Origin of the sequence: Sphaerospermopsis reniformis (assembly GCF_005402885.1) — a bacterium.
Lineage (GTDB): Bacteria > Cyanobacteriota > Cyanobacteriia > Cyanobacteriales > Nostocaceae > Sphaerospermopsis > Sphaerospermopsis kisseleviana.
In genome coordinates, this window is the sequence record NZ_BJCE01000171.1 from 1 (window position 1) to 11,569 (window position 11,569).

Genomic DNA, 11,569 nt, shown 5'->3' on the forward strand with positions numbered 1-11,569 from the left:
TTGCTGGGAAGTATCAGAATACAATGCCTGATAATGAATGCTTTTCTGATAAGTTCCTAGTTGTTTATGCAAATCCACTCTACTGGGAATACAACCAGTTTTAAAGTACATCTGCCTAGAATAGTAAACACCACAATTTGTTAGTTTTTTAGCTTCTGTGCAGACGTACTCCAAGATTGCTGTTGTTGATTTATCGAACTTAATAAGAACTTGTTGGCATCCGTACATTGTTCGACCTTCAATGTTGGTTGATTCTAAAAGTATAGTTGAGATATGAGGCTAAATGTCAAGGCGAATAAATTCGCCGTTGGCACTTCCTCCACTGTAAGACAGCCAAGTGGCTTCCGTGCTTTTCAGCGATTTTCTTGTGAACTTGACTGATACAGTTTTAACAAACAATGGTTGAATAAAGTTTATTTTCCATATTTCCTGATGAGCAGTTCATATCACCATTTTACAGCTTAACCCGAAAAATTACTGATATTTTCATTCAAGGCTACATAAAAAATTTTTACCTAAACCTTAAACTTTTGATTAACTTAGGCAGATCAGCCCTATCCAGGGGCGTTAGGAGCTAATTCTGCTCCTACCTGATACCCCATTACTAAATACAATTTGTCAATTTTGAAGTCCCAAATTAAATAGGTGGTAATTCTTTAAGAATTGTAAACCGAATATGGTTAATCGCCAAATTGCCAATGGATATTTCTTCTTTGGTTAGCCTTTCACCATTACTGGTAAGAGTTTCAAAGGAAACACCTTTGCCAATTTCAATATGATACCAGCATAAACCCATAAAGAAGCGTGTAGGATAGGGACCATAATCACCTATATCATCGGGATTAGATTCCATTGGTAGCCAACCAAAATTAGGAATGTAAAACTCTAGCCAAACATGATTAAAGTCAGGTTGTAGGGGAACTCCCTGTTGTTCACCGTAGGGAGGGCATTTATACCTGCCGACAGTCCGACAAGGAATACCATTTAAACGACACAAAGCCAGCAATACGCCTACATATTCCCCACAAGAACCAACGCCTCGTTCTAAAACTATGTCTGGTGTATCTATGTGGGGTTTAATACCATAGGATAACTCATCATAGACATAGTTGCGGATATTGTACATTTTTCGTAACATATTGGTTTCCGAACCAACAGCATCACGAGCAGCACGGCGAACAATGGTTGTATCCATTGCTAAATCATCATCATCCACCAAATAGCGACTTTGCAATTCTGGTGTTAGTTCAGGGAGGTCTTCTACATCTTTGGGTGTAATGCGATACTTAATACCGCGAACTTCTAAAAGTGCCTTCCAGCCAAATAGATGACGTTCACCGGGAACGAGAGTATCAAAGTTAAATACAGCTACCCGTTGTCCTTCAATAATTTCTTCTGTGAAGGGTAAACCAATAGCTTCAACTTGTTTCACCTTTTGGCGTTCTGTTTCTGAGGGGAGAGCAATACGCCATTCCACATTGGGTAAATAAACTTCTTCTAAGGGTGAAATTTCCTCTATGTATGACATTTCCACTAAATAACCATTAGATAAGGCGTAGCGTTTATCTGGGTTGTAGTGATAGTAGAGAGGATGAATAAAAGTGATATCCCGATAAGTTAGCTCATGATTGGGATCAGCATTGGGATTATCACGAATATAAGGCTCTTCTGTAGAGTAAGCAACGTAGAGCAGATCCTTACCTGTTGTTTGATCCTGACTGTGGATAGCAATACCTGTAGGAGAAGCAAAAGAAGTCAGGACACTAAAACGAACTTCTCCAGTTGCCCGATCCATAGAGTAAACTGTTTGCTCAGTGCGATCGCAAACCCAGAGAGTTTCTGCGCTGACTGCCAAATTTTCTCTCCCCACCCCTGGGGCATAAAATCTAGTAATCTCTTTGCGTGTATCTTGGTCAAAAATCAGAATATAACCTAGTCTTTGGCAGCTAACATAGACAGTAGATTCCCAAACCGCAACACCATCAGCCGCATAAGGTAAAGTAACAAAATGCTCCAAACCCCAAGAACCCAACTTACACAAATAAACGCTATTACCACGGCTGACCCACAGCGTATCTTCCCACACAGCTAAACCAGTAACATCTGTAAATTCCTTAACTTGGTGGGGATTAAGAATTTTACTGTTATCAGAGATGGGGTCAATCTCTAGTAGATGTCCCTTGATAGAGTCAATAGCAATGAGTTTATCTTTAATGAAAGCAATACCATAGAGGGTAGCAGCAGTAAACGGTCGAATAGTTTTTTGCCCAAACATCTGGCTAACATTCAAACTAGGGAGTGTCAAACTTATATTATTAGTCATTAGTCATTAGTCATTAGTTATTAGTCATGGTAGGGAAAAGAGAACAGGGAACAGGGAACAGGGAACAGGGAAATTTTAGATTTTAGATTTTCGATTGGAGTTGAGAAAAACAATCCAAAATCCAAAATCCAAAATCCAAAATTGCATCACCAGTCCCCAGTCCCCAGTCCCCAGTCCCCAGTCCCCAGTCCCCGATCCCTAATACATGATTGATGGAAATCCTGCCATCACTAAATTATGATCGAATTTTGTAACCATTTCCTGTAACCTACACGATGTCTGCTCATTCTTTACCTGAAAGTGCCGCAGTTTGGCATGGTTTGGAGGTTGATAAAGCTTTAGAACTGCTTGATAGCAATGCAGACAGCGGCTTAACACCCCAAGAAGTTGAACAACGTTTGCAAAAATACGGTCCCAACGAACTAGAAGAACAGGGTGGCCGTAGCCCTTGGGAGATTCTCCTAGATCAGTTCACTAACATTATGTTATTGATGCTGATTGGTGTGGCTTTTATTTCTGGTTTCTTAGATTTTTTGGCGTTGCAACAAGGTACATTAAAACCTGGTGAAGTTCCATTTAAAGACACAATTGCGATTATGGCAATTGTAATTCTCAATGGCATTCTCGGTTATGTCCAGGAAAGCCGTGCTGAAAAAGCTCTAGCCGCCCTGAAAAAACTCTCTTCGCCCTCAGTGCGCGTGATCCGTAATGGTAAACTGACGGATGTAGCGGGGAAGGATCTTGTACCTGGGGATGTGATGCTACTGGAAGCGGGGGTACAGGTTTCTGCTGATGGACGCTTAATAGAACAGTCTAATTTGCAAGTGCGAGAGTCAGCATTGACTGGTGAAGCTGAAGCTGTCAATAAGCAAGCCATACTTACATTACCAGAAGATACGTCACTTGGCGATCGCATTAATTTGGTTTTTCAAGGTACTGAAGTTGTTCAAGGCCGGGCTAAGGTGCTTGTTACCAATACTGGCATGACAACGGAACTGGGCAAAATTGCCACCATGTTACAGTCGGTGGAGAGTGAACCTACTCCCCTACAACAACGCATGACTCAACTGGGTAATGTGTTGGTATCTGGTTCTTTGGTGCTGGTTGCTCTAGTTGTCGGTGGTGGTCTGATCCATGATTTAGTGAAGGGAATAGGCTGGAAAAATTTACAAGAGTTGGTAGAAGTTTCTCTGAGTATGGCGGTGGCGGTAGTTCCTGAAGGTTTACCTGCGGTTATTACTGTAACTCTGGCTTTGGGAACTCAGCGTATGGTGCGCCATCATGCTTTAATTCGTAAACTTCCAGCCGTAGAAACTCTTGGTTCTGTAACTACCATCTGTTCTGATAAAACCGGGACTTTAACTCAAAATAAAATGGTGGTGCAGTCAGTCTACACCAATCAAAAAACTTTTAGGGTGACAGGAGAAGGTTATGCTCCTGTTGGTGATTTTCAGTTAGATGGACAAAAAGCCGATTTAGAAGAACATCCAGAAATATCCGCCCTGTTGGTTGCTTGTGCTGTGTGTAATGACTCGGTACTGCAAAAAGAAGCCGGAGAATGGGCAATTTTAGGCGACCCCACCGAAGGCGCTTTGATGACTTTGGCGGGTAAAGCTGGTATTGAAAAAGATCAATGGAATAGTAAGTTACCCCGTGTGTCTGAGTTTCCCTTTTCTTCTGAAAGAAAACGCATGAGTGTTATTTCTCAAGTGGAAGCAGTGGCCACAGGTGATCCGGGGATGACTGGGGTTGATCCGGTAATAGCTGGTTTTGTGGACTCAAAACAGTATTTAATGTTTACTAAGGGTTCACCAGAATTAACTTTAGCTCGTTGCACACACATTTATTTAGGCGATCGCTCTATTCCTATTGATGAAGAACAACACGCCCAAATTCTGGCTGCTAATGACCAAATGGCTTCTCAAGGTTTGCGGGTGTTGGGTTTTGCTTATAAACCTTTAACAGAAATACCCCCCGAAGCTTCAGAAGACACCTCTGAAAATGATTTGGTGTGGTTGGGTTTGGTGGGAATGTTGGATGCTCCACGCCCCGAAGTACGGGCTGCTGTGGCAGAATGTCGTCAAGCTGGTATTCGTCCAATCATGATTACTGGTGATCATCAATTAACAGCTAGGGCGATCGCTCTTGACTTGGGTATAGCTGATGCTGATGCTAGAGTTCTCACAGGTCAAGAATTACAGCGCATGAGTGACACTGAACTAGAACAACAAGTTGATTTAGTCAGTATTTATGCTAGAGTCTCCCCAGAACACAAACTGCGAATTGTTCAAGCCTTGCAACGTCGTGGTAGATTTGTGGCCATGACTGGAGACGGCGTTAACGATGCACCCGCCCTCAAACAAGCTGATATTGGTATCGCTATGGGCATCACCGGTACAGATGTCAGTAAAGAAGCCAGCGATATGGTGCTATTAGATGATAACTTTGCCACCATTGTGGCAGCTACGAAAGAAGGTAGAGTTGTTTATACCAATATTCGGCGGTTTATCAAATACATTCTCGGCAGTAATATCGGTGAAGTTCTCACCATTGCTTCAGCGCCACTTTTAGGTTTGGGTGGTGTTCCCCTCTCACCTTTGCAAATTCTCTGGATGAACTTGGTGACAGATGGTTTACCAGCTTTAGCTTTAGCGGTCGAACCTCCAGAACCAGATGTGATGCAACGTCCGCCTTTTAGTCCCCGTGAAAGTATTTTTGCCAGGGGTTTAGGTGCTTACATGGTGCGGATTGGGATTGTATTTGCGATTATTACAATTATTCTCATGCAATGGGCTTATTCTCACGTCCAAATAGCTACCGGAGAAGGTCTAAATCCCGAACGCTGGAAGACAATGGTCTTTACTACTTTATGTCTCGCCCAAATGGGTCATGCGATCGCTATTCGTTCTAACAATCAGCTAACAATAGAGATGAATCCTCTTTCTAATAAATTCGTATTGGGGGCTGTTCTTGCCACTACGATTTTACAGTTAATGCTGGTTTATGTTCCACCACTGCGAGCCTTTTTTGGTACTCATTATCTGCCTTTTAATGAGTTACTAATTTGTATTGGTTTCAGTGCCTTGATGTTTGTTTGGATTGAAGGAGAAAAGATTTTCTTCCGCGTTATGGGCAAGAAGAATGTTTGATTGGTAATTGGTAATTGGTAATTGGTAATAGGTAATAATCAATCAATATTACCTATTACTATGTTTAAATGACTAAAATGGTTTGCTGAACAAATTTTTTACTAATTCCTAAATAAGAGAATATAGTAAATAGTCAAAATTTGATTATTTTTCTCCTGACTCCTGACTCTTGAGGGCAACCACAGGGGGTTTGCCCCTACTGACTCCTGACACAAGAGGGCAACCACAGGGGGTTTGCCCCTACTAACTCCTGACTCTTGAGGGCAACCACAGGGGGTTTGCCCCTACTGACTCCTGACTCCTTAATGCTTAAATATGTATCTTAAAAATATACACCTAAGAAATTATCGGAATTACCAAGAGCAAAAAATAGATTTTACTGCCCCTAAAACAATTTTAGTCGGTAACAATGCTCAGGGAAAATCTAATTTATTGGAGGCGGTAGAGTTGTTAGCTACATTGCGATCGCACCGTATGGCAAAAGATCGTGATTTAATTAAAGATGGTGAAGATATCGCTCAAATTAATGCTACCCTAGAAAGAAGCTCAGGAATAAGTGATTTAACTTTAACTTTACGCCGAAATGGCCGCCGTAGTGTAGCTATAAATAGTGAAATAGTCCGCAGACAAATGGATTTTCTTGGTGTTTTAAATGCTGTAGAATTTTCTAGTTTAGATTTAGAATTAGTGCGGGGTAGTCCTGAAGTTCGTCGTAATTGGTTAGATACTCTTTTAATGCAACTCGAACCAGTTTATGCTCACATTTTACATCAATATAACCAAGTATTACGACAGCGCAATGCTTTCTTAAAAAGAAGTCAGGAGTCAGGAGTCAGGAGTCAGGAGAAAGAATTAGCTATCTGGGATGCACAGTTAGTTAACGCCGGCACAAAGGTAATTAGAAGACGCAACAGAGCTATTCAAAGATTAACACCTATCGCTGCCAAATGGCACGCTAGTATTAGTGGCAGTACAGAAATTCTGGAAATTAATTATTCTCCTAATGTGCCACTAAAAAAAGATGATAATGAAGATATTACACAATCTTTTTTCGGGAAAATTCAACAACGTTCTGTTATTGAATTACACCGAGGTACTACCCTTGTTGGACCCCACAGGGATGAGTTAGAATTAATTATTAATCAAACTCCTGCTCGTCAATATGGTTCTCAAGGTCAACAACGTACTTTAGTTTTAGCTTTAAAATTAGCAGAATTACAATTAATTGAAGAAGTCGTGAATGAAGCTCCTTTACTTTTATTAGATGATGTTTTAGCAGAATTAGATTTATCCCGTCAAAATCAATTACTTGATGCTATTCAAGATCGGTTTCAGACTTTAATTACTACTACTCATTTGGGTGCTTTTGACTCTCAATGGTTAAAATCTTCTCAGGTTCTCTTTGTCAAATCAGGAGAAATAGAGTTTCCTGAAAAAGTCTTTTCGTGAGGGAGTTAGGAGTTCCAGAAATTTTTTTATTTTGAAATTGTCTAAATATCAACAAGGTGCAAGCTTTTTTAGCTTTACGTTTCCATTCAATTAATATCCCCAGCGAGTGGGGACTGGTGTTCGTAGCAAACCCCCCACCAAGAGGTATGTTCTGTTTCCATTCAATTAATATCCCCAGCGAGTGGGGACCCTATCAACGAGGTGCGGGAGATTTACTCTTCTAAACCAGATGTGTTTCCATTCAATTAATATCCCCAGCGAGTGGGGACCCACCTATTGCACCACCACCAGTTGCAGCACCAGCTATTAGACCTAGATAGTTTCCATTCAATTAATATCCCCAGCGAGTGGGGACCTTCTACTTTATGTATGCTAAGGCTGTTACCATTCAGGTTTCCATTCAATTAATATCCCCAGCGAGTGGGGACAAACTTTTCCTCCAAAAGAAAAGTTAAGCTGGTCGTCCAGTTTCCATTCAATTAATATCCCCAGCGAGTGGGGACCCAACTGCTACCTACCTGATGTATAACCAGAACGCTCGTGAGATGGTTTCCATTCAATTAATATCCCCAGCGAGTGGGGACCTAATTCTTCCGGCATTTCCCGGAAATCACAAATTGTTTCCATTCAATTAATATCCCCAGCGAGTGGGGACCATCTTAGAGTTAGCAGAAGAGGTACCCCCTGACGGTTTCCATTCAATTAATATCCCCAGCGAGTGGGGACTTACCCACTTAAACACATGGTTGACAAACAATCTAAAGAGTTTCCATTCAATTAATATCCCCAGCGAGTGGGGACTTGTACTGATACTTTCAAAATCACCAGAATGTGATTACATTTACGTTTCCATTCAATTAATATCCCCAGCGAGTGGGGACAGCAGAAGCTAAACTGCCACCAGGATAAATCTGAAGAGTTTCCATTCAATTAATATCCCCAGCGAGTGGGGACTTCTCCTCAAGTTGAAGTGGCATGAGGATAGCGTTCGGTTTTTATTGTTTCCATTCAATTAATATCCCCAGCGAGTGGGGACTTGAGGGTGAGGCAGAGGCTAAGGAGTTGGCTAGAAGTTTCCATTCAATTAATATCCCCAGCGAGTGGGGACAGAATAACAATAGAAATGATAGAAGAGGAGGTTCAGTTTCCATTCAATTAATATCCCCAGCGAGTGGGGACTATAAACATTATCTAATAACACCCGCAGAGCCAGAGTACAGAGAGTTTAGTTTCCATTCAATTAATATCCCCAGCGAGTGGGGACATCAGACACAATAACCCAGATAACATCTATATTGTTTCCATTCAATTAATATCCCCAGCGAGTGGGGACCCCTCCATTTTAAACCCTTACCCAGTAAAGTGTCCAGAGGCACTTTCCGAAGGTCAGGAAAAAAAGTGGTGAAACAACTAACCAACAGCGGTAAAAAATCCCTGAAACCGTTACCCAGTAAGCGACCGAAGTTCGCAACGAAAAAATCAATATTTCAGCCATTTTACCTGACCTTCGGAAAAACTACACAATAATCAAGGAGTCAGAAGTTCCAGGAGTTCCTCACTGACTACTTCAAACCTTTGATTTATCAAGGTTTTAGTTTTATTCAGCAACCCCTATTGAGCTAAAAACTGTATTATATCTTACTTGAATTAGTAATGTAATTGTAAAAACTCAATTTTTAATAATATTTATTTATATAAGATATTTATATTTATTGCTTTGAAATAGTGTATTAAAGAAATAATCAAAAATGTAGCGTTTGTATCTTACCATAAAAACAGTAGGTCGATAATTGAAAAATAATACGTAAAACTTGCACAAATGACACCTAACACTTGAGTGGATAAACTCTACCGCTTAGACAACATTAAACCACAAGACCGCGCCCAAGTTGGGGATAAGGCGTTTTACTTGAGTAAAATTATGCAAAGGGGCTATCCTGTAGTACCTGGTTTTGTAGTCTCCGCAGATGTGTGGCGAGAATTTCTAGAAACTCTCAATAGTTCAGAGTCATTAGTTGCGGACTTACCCTATTCTTCTCTACATTTAGATGTAAGTAATTGGCAACAACTGCAACAGGTGGCTGGCCGTTTGCGTCAGGAAATAATTGCTGGTAGTGTACCACATTATTGGGTAAGTGAGATTTTCCAAGCTGCTAAAACCTGGGAAGGGAAATGTTTAATTTTGCGTCCGAGTTTGAGTATATCATCTGGTAATCAGGTGATGGGAAATATTTCTGGGTTGCTGGAATCGGTGTTTTGTGTTTGTAATGAGGAAGCTATAGTTGAAGGTTTAAAACAAACTTGGAGTCAGTTGTTTCGTGCTAGAAGTTTACTATATTGGCAGAGTGTCGGCATTAATTTACAACACATTAATTTTGCGGTATTAGTGCAACCGGTAGAAAATGCGATCTCATCCGGTTCATTCCAAGCTGATACATCAGGAGCAGAAATAGAAGCAACTTATGGATTAGGAGTAGCTATTAACAAGGGTGAAGTATTACCAGATGTTTACTACATTGAAGAAAATACTGGAATTATTCAAGAACAACAATTAGGAAATAAAATTCTCGCCTATTCTGTACATGATCCTATATCTGTGACTGCTGAAGAATTACAATCTAGATTAATCACAGATCATAATTGTTTATTCTCCTATCTGCTCAGTGAGGAACAACAAAAGAAGTATGCACTTCCAGAAGAATTTCTGCAACAAATCATTATTTTAGGCAATCAATTATTTAGTGAAATAGGGACAAAATTAACAATAAAATGGACAATTACAATTAATATTCCTACCCCAAAACTTTACATTACTCAAGTTAATGTTCCACCATTTTTAATTCCTAACTTGCTCCTCAAAGGAATAGGGGCGGCTAGGGGGCGGATAACTGCTACCGCGTATGTCATTCTTGGTTCACAACCCAAACCTTCACAAATAGCCAAGGGAGTAATTTTAATCGCTCCTGCTATTACTCCTGATTGGTTGCCTTTACTACATCAAATTGGTGGTATTATTACGGAAAAAGGAGGATTAACCAGTCATGGGGCAATTTTAGCTAGGGAGTTGGGTATTCCTGCTATAGTCAGTGCTAAAAATGCGACTAATTTAATTCAAACTGGTGAAAGTCTCTTGCTTGATGGTGATAGGGGAGAAGTTTATCGTGGTCTAAAAGAGGGTAATATCTTGAAAGATGGAGAAAAAATTTCATTAACCGAGAATAAAAAAGAACAATTTGATCATCATTCAAATCAACCTCATTATGGGTTGAGTAATACTAAAATATTACCGATGATTGCTACCCAATTATTAGTTAATCTTAGTCAAGTAAATTTGATTGAAACAGTACGGGGTTTACCTGTGGATGGGGTAGGTTTGTTGCGTTCAGAATTGATGATTTTGAATATTTTGCAGGGACAAAATCCTCATGTTTGGCTTTCAAATGGTAGACAAAGAGAATTATTAGAAAGTTTATCTGAGGAGATTAAAAAATTTGCTATTGGTTTTGCACCACAACCTATTTTATATCGTTCTTTAGATTGGCGATCACAGGATTTTCCTTCGTTTAATTATGGTGTAAACTCTGCATCAAGTTCAATTTTAGGTGAACATGGTACTTGGAGTTATGTGAAAAATTCGGCGGTTTTTGAATTAGAATTACAGGCTTTAGCAAGGTTACAAAAAAATGGTTATAGTAATATTCATTTGATGTTGCCTTTTGTGCGGACTGTGGAAGAATTTGTATTTTGTCGTCGTCAAGTTGAAGAAGCTGGTTTAACTGAAAATCCCCATTTTCAATTATGGATCATGGCAGAAGTTCCGAGTATATTATTTTTACTACCTGAATATATTAAAGCTGGGGTAGCGGGTATTTCTATTGGTACTAATGATTTGACACAATTAATTTTAGGCGTGGATCGAGAAAAAGGAGAATTAGCAAGTATATTTGATGAACGTCATCCTGCGGTGATGGGTGCGATTTTTCAATTAATTAAAATGGCTAAAGATGGGGGTATTCCTTGTTCTATTTGTGGTCAAGCACCTGCTTTATATCCAGAAATTATTGATAAATTGGTGGAATGGGGTATTAGTTCTATTTCTGTAGAACCGGAAGCGGTGGAAAGGACTTATCAAGCGATCGCTCGTGCTGAACAACGTTTGATTTTAGCAGCAGCGCGGAAACTTTTGGGGAATTGAAAATTGAAAATTACAGCAATTGTTGGGTGATGGGACTAAGTTTTTTTATCTCACGCAAAGGCGCAAAGGAAGACAAGAATTTCAATAATGGACAATTAACAATGAACAATTGACAATTAACTCTCCCTTAAAGCCAAAGGATTGAAAAGTGGAATTTTTGGCTTTTTTCCGCTGGTAAGGGGAGGTTTTAAACCTTAAATGAAACAATTATCAATTATCAATTGTCAATTATCAATTGATAAATATGCTGTCATAGCAGGTGGATAAGATTGTTAAAAATTGTATGGGAAAATGATAAATTTTGGGATAAGTTATATATAAGTTATATAATTAGGGTTTGCTGAATAAACCTAAAACCTTGATATATCAAAGGTTAGAGGCTGATAAACACAGAAATTAGTGCAAGGGTTTTGAAGGGTATACCGGAAAAAGTGTGCATTTTTTGGGATTTCA

Annotated in this window: 4 protein-coding genes and 1 CRISPR repeat array; of the genes, 3 read left to right on the forward strand and 1 reads right to left on the reverse strand. The window is 39.7% G+C overall.

All coding sequences use genetic code 11. From position 1 onward, the window contains the following. Window positions 1-637: 637 nt before the first annotated feature. Window positions 638-2,323 carry a transglutaminase-like domain-containing protein gene (locus FFR48_RS19720; protein ID WP_199291021.1) on the reverse strand — a complete coding sequence of 562 codons (1,686 nt, stop codon included), beginning with the start codon at window positions 2,321-2,323 and terminating at the stop codon, window positions 638-640. 275 nt (window positions 2,324-2,598) lie between these two features. Between FFR48_RS19720 and FFR48_RS19725 the strand changes: the two genes are divergently transcribed. The 3 genes from FFR48_RS19725 to FFR48_RS19735 all read left to right on the forward strand — a co-directional run bounded on the left by FFR48_RS19725 (window position 2,599) and on the right by FFR48_RS19735 (window position 11,116). Further along, entirely contained in the window at window positions 2,599-5,472 is a 2,874-nt protein-coding gene (locus FFR48_RS19725) for a cation-translocating P-type ATPase (RefSeq protein WP_096571007.1), read from the forward strand. Between the two features lie 315 nt (window positions 5,473-5,787). Then, a complete protein-coding gene (gene recF, locus FFR48_RS19730) occupies window positions 5,788-6,921 on the forward strand; it encodes a DNA replication/repair protein RecF (protein WP_137668553.1) in 1,134 nt (377 codons plus the stop codon). A gap of 78 nt (window positions 6,922-6,999) precedes the next feature. Then, window positions 7,000-8,254: a CRISPR direct-repeat array (repeat unit 36 nt; unit sequence GTTTCCATTCAATTAATATCCCCAGCGAGTGGGGAC). A gap of 504 nt (window positions 8,255-8,758) precedes the next feature. Then, complete coding sequence (locus tag FFR48_RS19735) at window positions 8,759-11,116, forward strand: putative PEP-binding protein (protein ID WP_137668554.1); 2,358 nt, start codon at window positions 8,759-8,761, stop codon at window positions 11,114-11,116. The last annotated feature ends 453 nt before the right edge of the window (window positions 11,117-11,569 follow it).